This window comes from Streptomyces coffeae (assembly GCF_016741875.1).
Classification (GTDB): Bacteria; Actinomycetota; Actinomycetes; order Streptomycetales; family Streptomycetaceae; genus Streptomyces; species Streptomyces coffeae.
Window position 1 is genome coordinate 1 of record NZ_JAERRF010000027.1, and the last position, 18,124, is coordinate 18,124.

The 18,124-nt window shown below is 72.9% G+C and carries 13 protein-coding genes; 3 read left to right on the forward strand and 10 right to left on the reverse strand.

Going from position 1 to position 18,124, the window contains the following annotated elements; genetic code table 11:
• Positions 1-340: 340 nt before the first annotated feature.
• Both JK363_RS32425 and ahcY read right to left on the reverse strand, forming a co-directional pair.
• A complete protein-coding gene (locus JK363_RS32425) occupies positions 341-964 on the reverse strand; it encodes a hypothetical protein (protein WP_201880820.1) in 624 nt (207 codons plus the stop codon).
• Between the two features lie 132 nt (positions 965-1,096).
• Positions 1,097-2,554 (reverse strand): adenosylhomocysteinase, encoded by a 1,458-nt coding sequence (gene ahcY / locus JK363_RS32430; RefSeq protein ID WP_201880822.1) that lies wholly within the window; start codon positions 2,552-2,554, stop codon positions 1,097-1,099.
• A 414-nt stretch (positions 2,555-2,968) separates the two neighbouring features.
• Between ahcY and JK363_RS32435 the strand changes: the two genes are divergently transcribed.
• Positions 2,969-5,230, forward strand: coding sequence for a fructose-specific PTS transporter subunit EIIC (locus JK363_RS32435; RefSeq protein WP_201880824.1), 2,262 nt, complete (start codon positions 2,969-2,971; stop codon positions 5,228-5,230).
• A 103-nt stretch (positions 5,231-5,333) separates the two neighbouring features.
• Here JK363_RS32435 and JK363_RS32440 read toward each other — a convergent pair whose 3' ends face one another.
• The 5 genes from JK363_RS32440 to JK363_RS32460 form a co-directional block, all read right to left on the reverse strand.
• Complete coding sequence (locus tag JK363_RS32440) at positions 5,334-6,251, reverse strand: cation diffusion facilitator family transporter (protein WP_201880826.1); 918 nt, start codon at positions 6,249-6,251, stop codon at positions 5,334-5,336.
• 93 nt (positions 6,252-6,344) lie between these two features.
• Positions 6,345-7,574: a mannose-6-phosphate isomerase, class I gene (gene manA, locus JK363_RS32445; protein WP_201880828.1), complete on the reverse strand. Its 1,230-nt coding sequence runs from the start codon at positions 7,572-7,574 to the stop codon at positions 6,345-6,347.
• A gap of 95 nt (positions 7,575-7,669) precedes the next feature.
• A complete protein-coding gene (locus JK363_RS32450) occupies positions 7,670-9,001 on the reverse strand; it encodes an SIS domain-containing protein (protein WP_201880829.1) in 1,332 nt (443 codons plus the stop codon).
• Positions 9,002-9,105: 104 nt separating this feature from the next.
• Positions 9,106-9,288, reverse strand: coding sequence for a Trm112 family protein (locus tag JK363_RS32455; RefSeq protein ID WP_078641824.1), 183 nt, complete (start codon positions 9,286-9,288; stop codon positions 9,106-9,108).
• A gap of 410 nt (positions 9,289-9,698) precedes the next feature.
• A complete protein-coding gene (locus tag JK363_RS32460; RefSeq protein WP_201880830.1) occupies positions 9,699-11,057 on the reverse strand; it encodes a phosphomannomutase/phosphoglucomutase in 1,359 nt (452 codons plus the stop codon).
• Between the two features lie 24 nt (positions 11,058-11,081).
• On the opposite strand from JK363_RS32460, the gene JK363_RS43955 reads away from it, so the two are divergent.
• A complete protein-coding gene (locus JK363_RS43955; RefSeq protein WP_268981118.1) occupies positions 11,082-11,213 on the forward strand; it encodes a hypothetical protein in 132 nt (43 codons plus the stop codon).
• A gap of 53 nt (positions 11,214-11,266) precedes the next feature.
• On the opposite strand, the gene JK363_RS32465 is transcribed toward JK363_RS43955, so the two are convergent.
• Positions 11,267-11,722, reverse strand: coding sequence for a DUF3499 domain-containing protein (locus tag JK363_RS32465; protein ID WP_201880831.1), 456 nt, complete (start codon positions 11,720-11,722; stop codon positions 11,267-11,269).
• Between the two features lie 341 nt (positions 11,723-12,063).
• On the opposite strand from JK363_RS32465, the gene JK363_RS32470 reads away from it, so the two are divergent.
• Positions 12,064-12,465 carry a metallopeptidase family protein gene (locus JK363_RS32470; RefSeq protein ID WP_201880832.1) on the forward strand — a complete coding sequence of 134 codons (402 nt, stop codon included), beginning with the start codon at positions 12,064-12,066 and terminating at the stop codon, positions 12,463-12,465.
• A gap of 63 nt (positions 12,466-12,528) precedes the next feature.
• Here JK363_RS32470 and JK363_RS32475 read toward each other — a convergent pair whose 3' ends face one another.
• Together JK363_RS32475 and JK363_RS32480 are read right to left on the reverse strand one after the other, a co-directional pair.
• On the reverse strand, positions 12,529-14,127 hold the full coding sequence (locus JK363_RS32475; protein ID WP_201880833.1) for a DUF5719 family protein: 1,599 nt from the start codon (positions 14,125-14,127) through the stop codon (positions 12,529-12,531).
• Positions 14,124-18,047: a glycosyltransferase gene (locus JK363_RS32480; protein WP_201880834.1), complete on the reverse strand. Its 3,924-nt coding sequence runs from the start codon at positions 18,045-18,047 to the stop codon at positions 14,124-14,126. Before JK363_RS32480 ends, JK363_RS32475 begins: the two co-directional genes overlap by 4 nt.
• Between the last annotated feature and the right edge of the window lie 77 nt (positions 18,048-18,124).

Below are 18,124 nucleotides of genomic sequence, written 5' to 3' on the forward strand. Positions count from 1 at the left end.
TCGAACCGAATTCCGATTTCTGGTGGCCGTTGGGGGCCTTGCCTTTCGGCGGTTTTGACTTTAGCAGACTCGCGTCGGCCGACCTAATCGGCTCTGCGTTACCTACGGGGTCAAAGGTGCTCGCCGGAATTCCATTCATGGATATCACGGACGAGCGATTTAGATGCCAACGGCTGCTGGCGAGCATACCCTGCTCGTCGCAACCGTTAAAATCTACCTCCCCAGGCCACCCGTGTCAACAGGTGTCGGGGAGATGAACACCGTAGCAGCTCAGACGGGCGCGATGCACATCCGGAGGCCCACGAAGGCCGGCCCCTCGGCGGGCCACGGACCCACCCCGTCAGGCCGCGAAGCTCGACGGCGGGCTTTCCAGGTCCTCCAGCTCGATACCGGGGGCGGCCAGCACCACGTCTCCCGCGAGGTGGACCGTGTGCCGTTCACCGGTGTCCACCTCGGCTACCTGGTACTCGTCCACGGTCAGCGGGCCGGTGTCGGTGTCGGTGGTGTGTACCGTCCGGTCCACCAGGGCCCAGGACTGATCCAGGGTGCGGGGGGCGAGCACCGGATCGGTGAGAGCGACCAGCCGTACGCGGGTCGCCGGGCCCCCCGGGGTGAGCCGCAGCAGCCGGGAGATCGCAATGAGAAAGGCCGGGGAGGTGCCGGTGAAGCCGTGGGCGGCGACATTGCCCTCGGTGGCGTGTTCTCCGGTGGGGTCCATCCGGACCCAGGTCACGCCGTCCAGCGCGGCGCCCCGGACCTGCCAGCTCGCGGAGTGCAGCTCCAGGCGGAGCGGGCGGCCCAGCTCGTCGAGGGTCAGGTCCACGGATCCGGTGTGATCGCCCGAGGGCGAGGTGCGCTGGGCGACGTAACGCCATCCGCTGGGGCCCGGTGCGCACTGGAAGTGTTCTTCACCGAGAGGCGTGTGGTCGTGCGGATCGTGGAGGGAGTAGCGGCCGCGGGGCATGGTGTGGTCCTTGACGAACGAGGGCTGCCGCCCGGTCGCCACGGAGGCGCCGGGCGGGCCCTGGGGCCCCCGCCGCGAGGGCGGGGGCCGATGACCGGGTACGAACCGGTGCGGTTGATCAGTCCCGGGTGATCAGTAGCGGTAGTGGTCGGGCTTGTACGGGCCCTCCACCGGGACACCGATGTAGGAGGCCTGCTCCGGGCGGAGCGTGGTCAGCTTGGCGCCCAGGGCGTCCAGGTGCAGCCGGGCGACCTTCTCGTCCAGGTGCTTGGGCAGCACATAAACATCCGTCGGGTACGACTCCGGCTTGGTGAACAGCTCGATCTGCGCGATCGTCTGGTTCGCGAAGGAGTTGGACATCACGAACGACGGGTGGCCCGTGGCGTTGCCCAGGTTCAGCAGCCGACCCTCGGACAGCACGATGATGGTCTTGCCCTCGGCGAAGGTCCAGGTGTGGACCTGCGGCTTGACCTCGTCCTTGACGATGCCCGGGATGGCGGCGAGACCGGCCATGTCGATCTCGTTGTCGAAGTGGCCGATGTTCCCGACGATCGCCTGGTGCTTCATCTTGGCCATGTCGGAGGCCAGGATGATGTCCTTGTTGCCGGTCGTGGTGATGAAGATGTCGGCCGTCTCCACCACGTCCTCCAGGGTGGCGACCTGGTAGCCGTCCATCGCCGCCTGGAGCGCGCAGATCGGGTCGATCTCGGTGATGATCACCCGCGCGCCCTGGCCGCGCAGCGACTCGGCGCAGCCCTTGCCCACGTCGCCGTAACCGCAGACGACCGCGACCTTGCCGCCGATCAGTACATCGGTGGCGCGGTTGATGCCGTCGATCAGGGAGTGGCGGCAGCCGTACTTGTTGTCGAACTTCGACTTGGTCACCGCGTCGTTGACGTTGATCGCCGGGAAGAGCAGCGAGCCGTCGCGCTGCATCTCGTAGAGGCGGTGGACTCCGGTGGTGGTCTCCTCGGTGACACCGCGGATCTCGGACGCCAACTGGCTCCACTTGCGCGGGTTCTCGGCGATGGTGCGGTTGAGCAGCTCGAGGATGACACGGTGCTCGTCGTTCTCCGCCGTGGAGACGTCCGGGGCGGCACCGGCCTTCTCGTACTCGACGCCCTTGTGGACCAGGAGGGTGGCGTCACCGCCGTCGTCCAGGATCATGTTGGGGCCGCCGGTCGGGGTGCCCGGCCAGGTCAGCGCCTGCTCGGTGCACCACCAGTACTCCTCCAGCGTCTCGCCCTTCCAGGCGAACACCGGGATGCCCTGCGGGTTCTCCGGGGTGCCGTTCGGGCCGACGGCGACCGCGGCGGCCGCGTGGTCCTGGGTGGAGAAGATGTTGCAGGAGGCCCACCGGACCTGGGCGCCGAGGGAGACCAGCGTCTCGATCAGGACCGCGGTCTGCACCGTCATGTGCAGCGAGCCGGTGATCCGCGCGCCCGCCAGCGGCTGGGAGGCGGCGTACTCCTTGCGGATCGCCATCAGGCCGGGCATCTCGTGCTCGGCGAGGGTGATCTCCTTGCGGCCGAAGGCGGCCAAGGACAGGTCGGCGACCTTGAAGTCCTGACCGGAGACGGCTGTCGTCATGGTTGCTGCTCCTCATCGATATCGATCGGCTGCGAGCGAGAGTGTTCGGCTGGGCATGCGAGTCGGCGGACAGGGGGTGTCGGCGACACGGCGGACACACCTGTCCCCTGGATTCGCACTGCGCAGTCCGTCGGAGGCCCTCTCTCCCTCGGCCGGTCCGCGGAACGGACCGCCCGACCGCCATCAGCAGCGACGTCTGGCTCGGTCACGAATCTACACCGGTCGGCCCAGTGATCCCCAGCCCGTACCGGCGTTCTTCGGCCGCGAATCCGGAGCGGGCGATGTACCCGGCCGGGTGACCGGCCTCTTTGATCCCGTCCACATGTAGTGCAGGATGCCGCGAACGCAGGGGCGCTTGCACACTCCCGCACCCGCTCGAACGCCGCAACGCCGCAACGCCGTAAGGAGAACGACGTGACCAGTCCAGCCGAACCCCCGGGCGGTGCCGGGGCCCGAGGTCCAGGGCTCAAGCTGCTGGCGGTGACCGCCTGCCCGACGGGCATCGCGCACACCTATATGGCCGCCGAGAAGCTGGCCCAGGCCGCCGAGTCGCTCGGCCACAGCATGAAGGTGGAGACCCAGGGGTCCATCGGGGCCGAGAATGTACTGTCTGACAACGATGTCAGAGACGCGGACGGCATCATCATCGCCGCCGACAAGGACGTCGACCGCACCCGGTTCGCCGGCAAGAGGGTGCTGGTCGTGGGAGTCGCCGAGGGCATCCACCACCCTGAGCGGCTGATCGAGCGGGTGCGCAGCGCACCGGTCCACCAGGGGGACGGCGGCGGCGCGTCCGGCGCGGGGCAGGCGTCCGGCGGCTCCGATGGCGGCAAGGGGCGCAGCCTCACCTATAAGGCGCTCATGAACGGCGTCTCGTACATGATTCCGTTCGTCGTGGTCGGCGGACTGCTGATCGCGGTCTCGCTCGCGCTGGGCGGCGACACGACGTCCAAGGGCATCGTCATCCCCGACGACTCCTTCTGGAAGACGGTCAACGACATCGGCGTCATCGGCTTCCAGCTGATGATCCCGATCCTGTCGGGCTATATCGCCTACGCGATCGCCGACCGGCCCGCGCTGGTGCCCGGCATGGTCGGCGGCTGGATCGCCGCCCATGGCGAGCTGTACGACAGCGAGGCGGGCGCGGGGTTCATCGGGGCGATCGTCACCGGCTTCCTGGCCGGCTATCTGGTGCGGTGGATCAAGAAGGTCAAGGTCCCCAAGTTCGTCCAGCCGATCATGCCGATCATCGTGATCCCGATCGTGGCGACCTCGGCGCTCGGCCTCTTCTTCATCTATGTGCTCGGCGAACCGATCGCCTGGGTCTTCGAGCAACTCACCGACTGGCTGGGCGGGCTGACCGGCACCAGCGCGGCGCTGCTCGGCATCATCCTCGGGCTGATGATCGCGTTCGACATGGGCGGTCCGGTCAACAAGACGGCGTTCCTCTTCGGTGCTGGGCTGGTCTCCAAGAACCCCGAGGTCATGGGCATGTGCGCGGCGGCAATTCCGGTTCCGCCGCTGGGCCAGGGGCTGGCCACGCTCCTCCGTCGGCGGATGTTCGACGACCAGGAGCGGGAGACCGGGCTCGCGGCGATGTTCATGGGCTTCTTCGGTATCACCGAGGGCGCGATTCCGTTCGCGGCGGCGCGTCCGGCACGGGTCATTCCGGCGAACATGCTCGGCGGCGCGGTCGCCGGTGCGATAGCCGGGCTGGCGTCGGTCGAGGGCAATGTGCCGCACGGCGGGCCGATCGTGGCGGTGCTGGGCGCGGTCAACGGGGTGCCGATGTTCTTCATCGCCGTGATCGTCGGTACGGCGGTCACCGGGCTGGTGACGGTCGCGCTGATGTCCCTGGGCCAGGGACAGGGCCGCGGACAGGGCCGGGCCACGGGCGACGCGGACGGCGGGAGCACGGCGGGGGCCACCGAGGCGGCCGGCCTCGTCCCCGCGCCCGCGGCCGCCCCCGAGCCGGTCCCGGCCGGGGTGGCGAGCGGTGGCACGGCGGCGGGCGCTACGGGTGCCACGAAGGCGGCCGCCCCGGAGCGTACGGCCGCGGCCGTCACCACGGACGCGGATGCGGATGCGGCCGAGGCGGCACGTGACGGCGACGCCGCGCCCGCGCCGAAGGCCGCACCCGAGGCCGCTGCCGACGCGGCGCCCGACGCCGAGGCGGAGCCCGAGCCCGTATCCGCGCCGGACGCGGACGGCGGCAATGCCCCCGTACTGTCCGGCTATCTCACCGAGCAGACCGTCGCGGAGCGGCTGACCGCCGATGGCAAGGACTCCGCCATCCGCGCGATGGCCGCCCTGCTGGCCACCACGGGCAAGGTCGCCGACGCCGACGAGCTGGTGCGTGCCGCGCTCGCCCGGGAGGAGGAGGGCACCACCGGTCTCGGTGAGGAGATCGCGATTCCGCATGCCAAGACGGACGCGGTGACCGCACCCCTCGTCGGCTTCGCGCGGTCCGAGGAGGGCATCGAGTGGGGTGCGCCGGACGGCACCAAGGCCCGGCTGATCTTCATGATCTCGGTGCCGGAAGCCGCCGCGGGCGATGAGCATCTGCGGATCCTGGCCCTGCTGTCGCGGAAGCTGATGTCCGCCGAGTTCCGGGAGCGGCTGCTCAGCGCTCCGGACCAGGCGGCGATCCTGCGGATCCTGGGCGAGATCCAGTAGCTCCGCCCCGAAAACCCCGAACACCCCGAAAAAGAAGCCATCGGCCTTCCGGACCGCGTGGGTCCGGAAGGCTGATGGCTGTTCCCGAAGCAGAACGAGAGGGTCAGGCGGAGGTCCGGAAGATGTCCGGTTCCAGGTAGATCACCCGGGCGATGGGCACCGCCTCGCGGATCCGCTCCTCGGCCGCGTCGATCGCGCGGGCCACCTCCGCCGCCGTGTCGTCGTGCTGCACCGCGACCTTGGCGGCGACCAGCAGCTCCTCGGGGCCGAGGTGGAGCGTCCGCATGTGGATCAGGCCGGTGACGGTCTTGCCGTCGACCAGCGCCTCGCGGATCTTCGCCACCTGGTCGGCGTCGGCCGCCTCGCCCAGCAGCAGCGACTTCGTCTCGGCCGCGAGCACCAGCGCGATCAGGACCAGCAGGGCGCCGATGCAGATGGTGCCGATGCCGTCCCAGACGCCGTCGCCGGTGAGCAGCGAGAGCCCGACACCGCCGAGCGCGAGGATCAGACCGACCAGCGCGCCGAGGTCCTCCAGGAGGACGACGGGCAGCTCGGGCGCCTTGGCCCGGCGGACGAACTGCGACCAGGTGAGCTTGCCACGGACCTCGTTGGACTCCTTGATGGCCGTACGGAACGAGAAGCCCTCCGCGATGATCGCGAACACCAGCACCCCGACCGGCCAGTACCAGTTCTCCAGATCATGCGGGTGCTTGATCTTCTCGTAGCCCTCGTACAGCGCGAAGACACCACCGATGGTGAACAGCACGATGGAGACGAGGAAGCCGTAGATGTAGCGCTCTCGGCCGTAGCCGAAGGGGTGCTCGGGGGTGGCCTCGCGCTTGGCCTTCTTGCCGCCGAGCAGCAGCAGCCCCTGGTTGCCCGAGTCGGCCAGCGAGTGCACGCCTTCGGCGAGCATCGACGACGAGCCGCTGAAGGCGAACGCCACGAACTTGGCTGCGGCGATGGCCAGGTTTGCGCCCAGCGCGGCGACGATCGCCTTGGTTCCGCCAGATGCACTCATGTGTGCCGGATGTCCCTTCCGCCCGAAGGCAGTTTTGCCTGTGCTTTACTGCGTCGGCGGGCCATTGTTCCAGCCGCTCGAACGAGCCGTACGTCAGGCAACCAATGTGGCCCGGAACACAGTCCCCTCGCCGGTCAGCACAGCCTTCTCGCCCGCCGGGACAAACGCCGACTCCCCACGCGCCAGGCGCAGTTCGCCGTCACCGCTCCGCTCCGCGCCCCCGGCGCCGTCCACGCCGCCACGCAGGGTGATCGCGCCCGAGACGCACAGCAGGATCTGGGGGGTGGCGGCGGACAGCGCGCGCGGTTCGGCGCCCTCGGCGAGGACGTAGCGCGACAGCCGGAACTCGTCGATCGGCGTCGCGTAGAGCTCCTCGCCGGACGAGTCGGCCTCCGGGCGCAGGACGCCGGCGGCGTCGCTCTCGAAGCGGACCACCCGCAGCAGCTCGGGCACGTCGACATGCTTGGGCGTCAGACCGCAGCGCAGCACATTGTCGGAGTTGGCCATGATCTCGACGCCCAGCCCGTCGAGATAGGCATGCGGCACCCCCGCGCCGAGGTAGAGCGCCTCGCCGGGCTGGAGCCGGACGAAGTTGAGCAGCATGGAGGCGATCACACCGGGGTCGCCCGGGTAGTGGCGGGCCAGGGAGGCGTACGCCGCGTACGCCTCGGCGTGCGGGCCGTCGAGCGCGCTGAGTCGTTCCGCGGCCAGGGCGGCCTGGTGCACGGTCTCCGCCATGGCCGCCGGGTCGGCCGTCAGCACGGCGGTGAGCACCTCGCGCAGCGCGTGCGACTCGGGGTGGGCGTGCAGGATGTCGACGTACGGCTTGAGCGAGTCGACCTCCAGGCCGGCCAGCAGCTCCGCCGTCTCGTCCGGGTCCCGGAAGCCGCACAGCCCGTCGAACGGCGTCAGTGCGCATATCAACTCGGGCTTGTGGTTGGCGTCCTTGTAGTTGCGGTGCGGGGCGTCGACCGGAACGCCGCGCTCCTCCTCGGCCGCGAAACCTTCCTCCGCCTGCGCCAGATCCGGGTGCACCTGGAGGGAGAGCGGGGAGGCGGCGGCGAGCACCTTCAGCAGGAACGGCAGCCGCGGCCCGAAGCGGCCGACGGCGGCGGCGCCCAGTTCGCCCTCCGGATCGGCGGCGATCACCTCGGAGAGCGCGACCGCGCCCGTGCCCCGGTCGATCCGGGACGGCGCCCCGGGGTGCGCACCCATCCACAGCTCGGCCTGCGGCTCACCGGTCGGCCGGACCCCGAGCAGCTCGGGGATGGCGGTGGTGGAGCCCCAGGCGTAGGGGCGCACGGTGTTGACGAGGCGGTCCATGTGGTGTCGTTCCTGACTGCTGCGAAGGGATCCGGAGCGGACGGGACGGAGCCGGGCGGTGTGCGGCGGACCGCGCCCCGTGCGCGGTTACGACCTCATGATCTGTCCGCCGAAGCGAGCGCGAGGTAAACGGCGGCGAAATCCGTGATGGCGAGAAGTTCCGCGGCGCTCTCCAGCAGGCTGCTGCCCTCGGCCGGTTCGAGCTCGCTGAACGCCGTGTCGTGGGCGAGCGCCAGCTCCCGGGCGTTCGGCACGGCCGAGACCCGGCCCACCGGCTCCTCGTGGAGCAGCACGATCCGGGCCCGCAGCGCCTCGGGCTCCTCGACCCGGTCACGGAAGAAGTCATCGGGGTCGGCACCGCCCGCGAACGCCCCGGCCAGCAGCGTGCCGTGGGCGGCCAGCGCCCCGGGCAGCCCGGCCACCAGCGCGGGCCGCCCGGCGAGCGCCGCGAGCAGCCCGGCGAAGCGCCGTCCGGCCGCGGCCGCGACCGGGCCCTCGGTCCACAGCAGGGGAAGCGCCCCGGCCAGCTCGGCCGCGAGCGTCTTGGCGGGGTTGGTGTAGGTGGCGATGGCCGGGCCGCAGCGCTCGGCGACCTTGTCGAGCCGGTCGGCCACCTGCTGGAGGGCGGCGGGCGGCGCGGGGACCAGGCCGATCCGGTCCACGAGCACCAGCAGCGGGGTGAGCAGGGCCCAGAGCGTGCCGGGGAGGGCGGGGCCGGTCACCTCGTCGGGCGCGGTGCCCGGTGGTTCGGCGTGCAGATGCTGCGGGGCGGCGGCGTGATCGTGGGGCGGCGGCTCACCGATGGCGCCCTCGGGCGGAGCGCCCTCCGGCCGCGGCGGCTGCGCGGCGCCGCCGTGCTCGTCGTGCGCGTACGGACTGGTGGTGGACGGGCCGGTGGCGTAGGGGCTGGTGGTGTACGGGGCCGAGGAGTTGGCACCCGCGGCCAGCGGCACCATCAGACCACGCGCCTGCGCGACCGCGTCCGCCAGTGGTGAGTGGCCCGGTGCGACGGCGACCAGCGCACAGCCCCGGCGGTACGCCTGCTCGACGAGGAGCGGCAGCCCCGGTTCCGTACCGTCCGGTGTCGCGATCACCAGCAGGTCGAGCGGGCTCGCCCAGCCGGGCAGGGTCCAGTGCAGCGCGCCGGGCGCGGGCGCGACCCCGGTGGGGGCGATCAGACTGACCGGGCAGTTGCCGCCGCCGAGCGCGCCGAGGAGGTCGGCGGTGCAGCTTCCGGCCGCCCCCGGTCCGGCGACCAGGACCGCGCGCGGCCGTCCGTCCGGTTTGAGATCCCCCAAACCCGCCTCGGCGGCGTGCCGGGCCGCGGTGCGGACCCGCGCCCCGGATTCGGCGGCTCCGCGCAGCAGCCCCCGGGTGTCGGCCCGTGCGAGGGCCTCCGGGGCGTCGAGGAGGGATTCGTCGAGCATGGTGCTTCGGCCTCCGATCGCCGTGGCGGGGCGGTACGCGCGGGAGTACGGGCGCGGCGGGACTGAGCGGGCTGCGGGGCACCCGGACGCCGTCCGGTCAGCCGTCAGGCCGGGCGGCGTGCCTCGTCGACGAGCAGCACGGGGATCCCGTCCCGGACGGGGTACGCGAGTCCGCACCCCTCGCCCGTGCACACCAGCTCGGGGGTCTCCGGGCTCTGCTCCTCACGCAGCGGGGCGTGGCACGCCGGGCAGGCGAGGATGTCCAGAAGACCGGCTTCGAGCGGCATGGGGTGTCCCTTCGGTGTGGGTCCTGCCGGATACGACTCCGGCGTGGTCAGCGTACCGCCGGGCAGGCTCCCGGCGCGGACGGCGGTCCCGCGCCGGCCGGTCCGCCGTCCGTGGCCCGCGGAGGACGTGCCGGGCCCTCGCCGCCCGCCGTCCGAGGGCCGGATGCCCGGCGTACGAGGCGGACTTCTGCCATCGCCGGGCCGCCGGCCGGGTCGCGGCGGTCGCGGCGCGACGGGGCGGGACCGGCTCCCGCCGGGGGCGCCGCCCGGACCGCGGCGGGCGCGGAACGACGGGCCGGGCCCTCGTCACCCGAGGACCGAGGACGGGAGTCGGCTCCGGTGGCTCCGTGGCCCCGCCCCGGGCGGGGCGGGGCCACGGCCCCGGCGGGGCCGAACGGGCTGCCGGGCCGTCAGGCGCGGACGATGGAGAGGACCTCGTCGCGGACACGGTCGGCGGTCTCGGGGTCCCGGGCCTCGACGTTGAGCCGCAGCAGGGGCTCGGTGTTGGAGGGGCGGAGGTTGAACCACCAGTCGGCGGCGGTGACCGTCAGCCCGTCCAGCTCGTCGAGTTCGACGCCCTCGCGGCTTTCGTACGCCGCCTTGACCGCCTCGGCGCGGCCGGTCTGGTCGGCGACGGTGCTGTTGATCTCCCCGGAGGCCGCGTAGCGGTCGTAACTCTCGACCAGCCGGGACAGCGGGCCGTCCTGGCCGCCGAGCGCGGCCAGCACATGCAGCGCGGCGAGCATGCCGGTGTCGGCGTTCCAGAAGTCGCGGAAGTAGTAGTGCGCGGAGTGCTCCCCGCCGAAGATCGCGCCGGTGCGGGCCATCTCGGCCTTGATGAAGGAGTGGCCCACGCGGGTGCGGACGGGGGTGCCGCCCTTCTCCTTGACGACCTCGGGGACCGACCAGGAGGTGATGCAGTTGTGGATGATCGTTCCGCCCGGGTGCTTGGCCAGCTCCCGCGCGGCGACCAGGGCGGTGATGGCGGAGGGCGACACCGGCTCGCCGCGCTCGTCGACGACGAAGCAGCGGTCGGCGTCGCCGTCGAAGGCGAGGCCGATGTCGGCGCCGGTCTCCCGGACCCGGGCCTGGAGGTCGACGATGTTCTTGGGGTCGAGGGGGTTGGCCTCGTGGTGGGGGAAGGTGCCGTCCAGCTCGAAATAGAGGGCGTCCAGGTCGAGCGGGAGGCCGTCGAAGACGCTCGGGACGGTGTGCCCGCCCATGCCGTTGCCCGCGTCCACGACCACCTTCAGCGGCCGGATGGCGGTGAGGTCGACCAGGGAGCGCAGATGGGCGGCGTAGTCGGCGAGCACGTCCCGCTGCGTGATGGTGCCGGGCTCGGCGGCGGGCTCCGGCGCGCCGGTGGCGGACCAGTCCTCCGTCAGGGAGCGGATCTCGGCGAGACCGGAGTCCTGGCCGACGGGGGCGGCGCCCGCCCGGCACATCTTGATGCCGTTGTACTGCGCGGGGTTGTGGCTGGCGGTGAACATCGCGCCGGGCAGGCCGAGATGGCCGCTGGCGAAGTAGAGCTGGTCGGTCGAGCAGAGCCCGATCTCGGTGACGTCCACGCCGAGGGCGGCGGCGCCGCGCGCGAAGGCCCGCGACAGACCGGGCGAGGAGGGGCGCATGTCATGGCCGACGACGATCGCGCTCGCGCCGGTCACCCGGGCGAAGGCCGCGCCGAAGAGTTCGGAGAGCGGCTCGTCCCATTGGTCCGGGACCACACCGCGCACGTCATACGCCTTCACGATCTGCGACAAGTCGGGCACAGCCAACCCCTTCTCGAGGTCTTCTTGGAGGTCTCCACGGACCTCAAAACCTACCCGGAGGACTCCGGCGCCCACTACGAGGCCGATCGTGCGGCGCGGCACACGGCGGCGGTCGGCACGGCGCCGAGGCGCCGCTCCGGTGAGCTGACGCAGTGACAGCTTCGCAGCTGGGAACGGCCCGGCGTGGCGGCCGCACGGCACGCCGCGGGTCAGGAGTCGGGGGAGCGCAGCACCCGCAGATGGCCCCGGCGCGGCACCTCGCGCGGATCGCCCTCACGGCCGCTCTGTCCGCCGCCGCCTCCGGACGACCCGGAACCACCGCCCGCGCCCGCCGCGCGCTCATGCGGCCGGGCGGCTTCGCGCACCGCGTTGGCCAGGGCCTCGAGATCGTCGCTGCTGGGCCGGGCCGGACCGGTGTCGACGGCGAGCCGGACGACCTCCCAGCCACGCGGCGCGGTGAGCCGCTCCGAGTGCTCGGAGCACAGGTCGTAGCAGTGGGGTTCGGCGTAGGTGGCCAGCGGCCCCAGCACGGCGGTCGAGTCCGCGTAGACGTACGTCAGCGTCGCGACGGCGGGGCGGCCGCAGGCGGTGCGCGAACAGCGACGTACAGGGCTCACGACGTTGGACGGTACCGCACTCTTGAGCGGGCCGCGACGACTCTCCACCAGCTCACTCCGCCGTGTCGTCCCGGTTCGCCCGGTGCACCCCATACGTGAACTTACCGGCTGACCAGCGGCTCCTTACCGAGCGGCGGGAGCCGCCGCCGAGGATTCCGGTCAGCACTCGCATGGAGAGGGATCAGTCTGAGCCAAAGAAGCGAATCAAGAGACGTCCGTTTATGAACGCAAGCATGGCTGGAATGTTCATTTGGCGACATCGACCATGCCTGTCCGGTACGCGCATGCCGCCCGCCCGGTGACGGCTACCCTCAGGAGTGATGACCAGGTCCGTACCTCCCCACCAGTCCGAGCCGCGTCCGCGTCGCCGCGATCGGCACGGTCGGGGTATGCGCGGTCCGATCGCGCCGCCCCAGGTGCCGCTTTCGGTCAGCCGCGCCGAGTCCTTCGTCGATCTTGTGCAGGACTCGGCCGACCGGCTGGAGAGACGCTGGCCGCAGCTGTCGGGTGTGGACTTCACCGTGCTGGAGGTGCCCACCTCGGGCAACGGCGGCGGTAGCGGACCCGGCGGCCAGGACGGATGGGACGGCGAGTCCGTACCGCTCGGGCGCTTCATCGCGGCCCGCGGGGACGCGCCGGACCGGATCGTGATCTACCGCCGTCCGGTCGAGATCCGGGCGAAGAACCGGGACGAGCGGGCGCTGCTGGTCCACGAGGTCGTCGTCGAGCAGGTCGCCGAGCTGCTCGGGCTGGCACCGGAGTCGGTGGACCCGCGGTACGGGCAGGAATAGCCCCGCCCCGGCCCCCTCGTCCGCGGCCCGCCTCCCCCGGCCCCGTCCGTCCTCGTCCGGCGCCTAGCCGTTCACGTCGCTGTCGTCGTTCAGCACCGACAGGTCCTGCCGGGCCTCGGGGACCGTCACCGTCCCGCGGTCGTCCGGCATCCCCTGGATCGTGAACATCGGCACGCCGTCCTCCGGCAGCGCGAGCATCCGGGACGCGTGCACCGAGCCGCCCGAGAGCCGCTCGACTGTCACCGCGTAGCCGCCCTTGCCCGAGGCCGGGCGGGGCGGGGTGACGGAGGTGGAGGTGCCGCCCTTGACCGTGTAGGTCTTGCTCACGGGGCTGCCGCCGCCGCTCGCCGCCGAGGCGGTCACCCGCACCCGCGCGGTGGCGCCCGGCGCCACCAGGGAGAGCGTCGAGCCCTTGGCGCGGTTGTCGGCCGCGGTGGCGGTCCGGTCGATCCCCGCGGTGGCGGGGATGAACGCGGTCTCCTGGTCGCTGCCCTTGCCCCGGGTGACCCGCAGCGCGGCGACCACCGGTGTGGCCGTGCCCTCGCCGCCCTCGGGGGTGAGCAGCAGCGAACCCGGCTCGCCCTTCGTCACGTCGCCGAGGTCGATCGCCGCCGTCATCCCGCTCTTGACGTGCAGGGACTCATGTCCGGCCGGGGTGATCGAACCGGTGCGCCCGGCCAGCCGCACCTTCAGGTCCGCGTCGTCGGAACCGGGCGCGAAGACGACCAGGCGGACCGAGGTCGCATCGGCCGGGATACCGGGGAGCGCCACGCTCGTCGCGGGCGCGGCGGAGGCCGGGAGCCAGTCGCCGCCCGCCTTCTGGTCGATCGACTGCACGGACGCGCCGACCCGGCCGGTGCGGGAGGTCACACGGAGGGACACATCGGCGGCCCGCTCATCGGTGAGCGTGGACAGCAGCACCGGGACGGTGGAGCGGCCGGGCACGGTGATCGACTCATCGGTCGAGGGTTTGAGACGACCGCCCGCGCCGTACAGCTTGAGGTCCACCTCGGCCGCGCTCTCGTCCGGGTTGGTCAGATGGACGAAGTCCTGGCGGTTCCGGGCGGTGCTGGCACCGGGGAACCAGAAGTCGGTGTCGGGTGCCGTGCAGGCGGTGCCCATGATGCCGCGGCCGCTGCCCGCGGCGACCGTGGTGGTCTGCTGGACGGTCCAGCCGGGGGCGAAGCGGCCGTCGGCGGTGCCGATCAGGGCGGGGGCGTCCGAGCGGTCGGTGTCGGTGGTGACCGGCTTGCCGGGCTGCTTCAGCGGCAGAACCGGTTTGCCGTCGGCCCGCGCCGCGTCCTGCTGCCGCTCGGCCTTGCCCTTGCCGTCCTTGCCGCCCTCCCCGCCGTCGCCGGCGCCCGGGTCCGTCACGTCGTCGGCCGGGCCCTGGGCGGGCAGCAGCGCGGCCTCGCCGCCGCCCTCGGCGGCCGCGGCGGCCGTGCCCTTCCGCTGGGGGGTGTAGGCGGTGTAGGTGGTGCCGGCGACCTCCGACGAGGTGGGGGTGGGGCACAGCAGGGTGGAGCGCTCGACGGGCATCCGGCTCGCCGCCTTCGCCGAGCCGTCCGTGCCGTCCGACGAGCCGCCGGTGAGGGTGGCGACACCGGTGACGGCGGCCAGCGCGGTGGCGGCACCGATCAGGGACAGGGTGGTGCGGTTCATCGCTGCTGATCGCTCCCGTCGCGGCGGCCCTCGGACTCGGCTCCGCCGTACGTCGTGTCGCCCTGCTGGGGGTAGCTGCCGTCGGCGTAGGGCTGCTGCTGGTCGTAGCCGTACGGATCGGCGTACTGGCCGCCCGCGTACGGGTCCGCCGGGTACTGGCCCTCGGGGTAGGGGGCGCCCTCCTGGTAACCGGCCGGGTAGCCGGTGTTGCCCTGATAGCCGCCCTGGTACGGGTCGCCCTGGTAGCCGCCGGGGTACTCGCCGCCCTGCTGGTACGGCTCGCCCTGGTACTGCTGACCGTCCGGGTAGCTGCCGTATCCGGGCTGGGCGTACGTCTGGGGGTCCCACTGCTGCCCATAGCCCTGCTGGTGCGGGACCGCGTGGGGATCGCCCGCCGCGGGCTGCCCGCCGTCGTAGGGATCACCGGCGGGGGCGGGCGGCGGCGCGGACGGCTGCGCGGGGATGTGGGGGATGTTCGCGTCCTCGGCCGCCGCGGCCTCGTCCATCGGTCCGGGCTGCCCGCCGAGGTCCGCCGGGCCCGTCTGCGCGGCCTGCGCCTCGGCGGCGGCCCGCAGCCGCCGCGCCCGGCGCCCGTCGCCCGCCAGGTCCTCGGCGGTGACGGCCGTCGTGGCCGCCGCGCCGTCCGCCTCCGGCAGGTCGTCGTCGACCCGGCGGCGGCGCCCCGGCAGCGCGAGCACCAGCAGCACCAGCGCGAACAGCGCCTGTGCCCAGACCCAGGCGCTGTGGGTCATCGGTGTGTCGTAGGTGAGGTCCAGCCGGCCGCCGTTCGCGGGGAGTTCGAAGCCCTGCGCCCAGCCGTCGACCGTCTTCGCCTTCAGCGGCTTGCCGTCCAGCGTGGCCCGCCAGTCCGGCGCGGCCTTGTCGGCGATCCGCAGCATCCGTCCCGCCGCGCCGTCGGGGACGGTGGTGTGCGCCTCGACGGGGCCGGACGCGACATGCACCGGCGCGGACGCCGAACCGGGCGCCGCAGCCCCCTCGGAGGATTCGGCCGGGACGATCGAGACCCGCGAGACCCGCTGGTCGACCCGCCACAGCACACCGCCGCCCGCCTTGCTGAGCTGGGTGAGCCCCGGGGTCGCGTTCAGCACCCGGGTCATCTCGGGCGGCGCGCCCTTCTGGACGTACACATAGCGGACCGCGTAGCCGCCGAGCTGACGGGTCTGGTCGGCGCCGGAGCCCGCGACCAGATGGGCCACCACAGCGTCGAGCCGGGTGTCGGAACCGCCCTTCGCGGCGAGTTCGGCGTCGCCGAGCCGGGCGCCGGAGCCGCGCACCAGGACGTAGTCGGCGCGGGCCATGCCACCGCGGCCGCTGAGCACCAGCGTGCGGGCCTGGTCCTCGGTGGCGCTCTCGGCCGCCACGAAGGCCGGGACCTGCGAGGCGTTGCGCCGTCCGACCGGGCCGTCGGCGCCGCCCGTCATCCACACGACGGCGGCGAGCAGCGGGGCGGCGGCCGAGGCGACGGCGATGAGCAGCGCCACCGGCTGACGCCAGCCGAAGCTCTGCGCCGCCACGCGCTCCCGCGCGCCCTCGGCGCCGACCACGGCGGCGGTCAGCAGCGCCAGGCCGTAGACGAGGGTCGCGGGTCCGGCCCAGGCCGAGCCGTTGGTGAGCGCCGCGAAGAGGAAGCCGGTGAGCGCCACGGCCCAAGCCGCACCCACCGCGAGCTGCCGCTCACCGCGCATCAGGGCGGCCAGCGCGGCCAGCACGAAGCCGATCAGCAGCAGGCTGCCGCCGCCGCCCGGGCCGCCGGGGCTGAGCGAGAGCAGATCCAGGGCGGAGGCGGAGCCGCCCGCCGCGTCGAGTCCGGCCTCCTGGAAGAAGCGGCCGGGGTCGGTGAACAGACCGAGCGACCAGGGGGCGAGCACCGCGACCGGGGTGGCCACCGCGGCCAGGAACCGCAGTCCGTACGGCAGCAGCAGATCGGGGCTCTCCAGGGCGCGCAGCACCAGCACCCCGATGCCCAGGACCAGTGCGATCGGCCAGACGACCGGGGTGAACGCCATGGTGAAGGTGAGCAGCAGCGCATAGGCCCACGCCGCCCGCCAGCCCGGCAGCCGTCCGCCGGTGCCGCCCGCCCGGAGCCCGGCCGCCGCCGCGGCGGCCCGCGCCATCAGCGGCAGCAGGACGGCCAGTACGGCGGTGCCCAGCCGGCCCCCGGCGAGCGCACCGGTGGCGGCCGGGAGGAAGGCGTACGCGACGCTGCCCCAGGCCCGCAGCAGCCGGGACTCGACCAGCGGCCGGGAGGCGAAGTACGCGATGAACCCGGCCAGCGGCACCGAGCACACCAGCAGCAGGGTCAGGGTGAAGCCGGTGGAGCCGAGGAAGAACGTGGCCAGCGCGGCCAGGGCGGCGAGATAGGGCGGTGCGGTCTGGGTGCCGCCGGTGCCGACCGGATGCCAGCCGTCCGCGTAACTGCCCCACAGGTCGGAGACGCGCTCGGGCGCCGGGAGCAGTCCGCCGCCCGACAGGGTGCCGCCGCCGAACAGATCCCGGCAGGCGACCAGCGAGACCAGCAGCAGCACCACGAAGAGCATCGGCCCCGGTTTGCGGCCGATCCGCTTGAGCCGGGCGAACTGCTCGACTTCCAGGAAGTCGGCGTCCTCGTCGCCCGGTCCGGACTCGACGGCGCCGTGCCGCCCGCCGGAGGACAGCTCGGGCTCCGAACGTCCGCCGATGTTGCTGGCGACCTGTTCCACGGTGGCCCGTACGGTGGCGCCGGGCGGCGGGAACAGCGGCCGCAGTTCGCTCTTCTCCAGCGTGGAACGGCCTCTGCGCTTGCGCGCGGCGAGGATCCGCTCCGGCCGCAGCAGGGTGCCGAAGAGACCGGCGACCTCGTCCAGCGCCTGCCCCGGCACCTTGCCCACCAGATAGGCCAGGGTGCGCAGCAGAGTGCCGAACAGCAGCCGCAGCATCACATACGGCAACAGTGCGCCACGGGTGTTGACCAGCAGCGTGTAGACGGCACCGGCCTTGTCGACGCGGTGCGGATTGGCGACAGAGCGCCCCACACAGTCGATGGGCCGCCGCTCGCGCGAGGACGCCTCGGCGTGGCGCAGCACCGCGTCCGGCGCCACCAGCACCTGATGCCCGGCCTCATGGGCGCGCCAGCACAGGTCGACGTCGTCCCGCATCAGCGGCAGCTTGGGGTCGAAGCCGCCCAGCCGCTCCCACACATCGCGGCGCACCAGCATGCCCGCGCTCGACACCGACAGCACCGGCCGCACCTGGTCGTGCTGGCCCTGGTCCTGTTCGCGGCGCTCCAGGCCGGTCCAGCGGCGGCCGCTGCGGGCGATGCTGACGCCGACCTCGAGCAGCTGTCTGCGGTCGTACCAGCCGCGCAGCTTGGGGCCGATGATCGCGGGCTGCCGGTTGGCGGTGAGCTCGGCGTCGGCGACCTTCAGCAGCTCGGCCAGCGCGTCGGGGGCCGGGGCGCAGTCGTCGTGCAGCAGCCACAGCCACTGGACGGGCTCGCCGTGCGGCAGCTCCGGCAGGTCGTACGCGTCGTCCCGCCAGGTGCGGTTGACGGGGTCCCAGCCGCTGGGGCGCTTGAGGTACGCCAGCTCCTCGGGGCCGAGCACCGGGGCGGTGCGGACCGCCTCGGTGACGGCCGTACCGAAGCCGCTGCGGCGCGCGAGGTGCAGCACCCGCTCCTCGCCGAGGGCCTCGGTGAGGAGCCGGGCGGAGTCGTCGGCGCTGCCGGTGTCGGCGGCGATGACGTTCTGCACCGGGCGCTCCTGGCCTAGCAGACCGGACAGCGCGTCGGGCAGCCAGCGGGCGCCGTCGTGGGCGACCAGCACGGCGGTGACGACATGGCGCGGATACGCCGGTGCTTCGGCGGGAGCAGACGCGGCGGTGGCGGCCGGGTATTGGGCCGCCGGATGGCTGTGCACGGACATCGAGGTACGGGCCCCGGTTCGCTGGACTGCGGTGGACGCGCGCGCCCCGTGGGGACGTTGGCGCGTCTCGGACGGGC

Coding starts and splice junctions, on each gene's coding strand:
- JK363_RS32470 (WP_201880832.1), top strand. CDS start 12,064: ATGCGCGGTCCGATCGCGCCGCCCCAGGTGCCGCTTTCGGTCAGCCGC.
- manA (WP_201880828.1), bottom strand. CDS start 7,574: ATGGACCGCCTCGTCAACACCGTGCGCCCCTACGCCTGGGGCTCCACC.
- JK363_RS32480 (WP_201880834.1), bottom strand. CDS start 18,047: ATGTCCGTGCACAGCCATCCGGCGGCCCAATACCCGGCCGCCACCGCC.
- JK363_RS32455 (WP_078641824.1), bottom strand. CDS start 9,288: ATGCCGCTCGAAGCCGGTCTTCTGGACATCCTCGCCTGCCCGGCGTGC.
- JK363_RS32475 (WP_201880833.1), bottom strand. CDS start 14,127: ATGAACCGCACCACCCTGTCCCTGATCGGTGCCGCCACCGCGCTGGCC.
- ahcY (WP_201880822.1), bottom strand. CDS start 2,554: ATGACGACAGCCGTCTCCGGTCAGGACTTCAAGGTCGCCGACCTGTCC.
- JK363_RS32440 (WP_201880826.1), bottom strand. CDS start 6,251: ATGAGTGCATCTGGCGGAACCAAGGCGATCGTCGCCGCGCTGGGCGCA.
- JK363_RS32425 (WP_201880820.1), bottom strand. CDS start 964: ATGCCCCGCGGCCGCTACTCCCTCCACGATCCGCACGACCACACGCCT.
- JK363_RS32450 (WP_201880829.1), bottom strand. CDS start 9,001: ATGCTCGACGAATCCCTCCTCGACGCCCCGGAGGCCCTCGCACGGGCC.